This is a genomic window from Mesorhizobium sp. M4B.F.Ca.ET.143.01.1.1, assembly GCF_004792275.1.
Lineage (GTDB): Bacteria > Pseudomonadota > Alphaproteobacteria > Rhizobiales > Rhizobiaceae > Mesorhizobium > Mesorhizobium abyssinicae.
Map to the genome: position 1 here is coordinate 1 of NZ_SRSR01000215.1, position 328 is coordinate 328.

Genomic DNA, 328 nt, shown 5'->3' on the forward strand with positions numbered 1-328 from the left:
GGCTGCTTGAGAATTTCCCGGTGCTGGGGCGGTTGGGGTAGGCTGCCATTTTATGCGCGATGATCACTCCGGCACGCCGGCGATGCCCAAGGCCTCGACGTAACGCTCGCCGAACACCTTGTCCTGCCATGGGTTGATCTGTCTCTGCAGGGTGAGCGTGTAGGTCGGGAACGCCTCCATCAGCCGCTGCGCCGCCGTCCGCGCCTCGTCCAACCGATCGAGTTTGACCAGCGCCATGATCACCACCCGGTGCGAGGAGCCGTAGTTCGACATCTCGTGCAGCGCGCGTTCACCCCATGCCAGCGCTTCCTCGTAGTGCTCGAGCATC

At 63.7% G+C, this 328-nt stretch carries 1 pseudogene; it reads right to left on the reverse strand.

What is annotated here, in order from left to right:
• Positions 1-63 precede the first annotated feature (63 nt).
• Positions 64-328 (reverse strand): annotated as a pseudogene (locus tag EN786_RS36695) (adenylate cyclase); the annotation flags it as partial.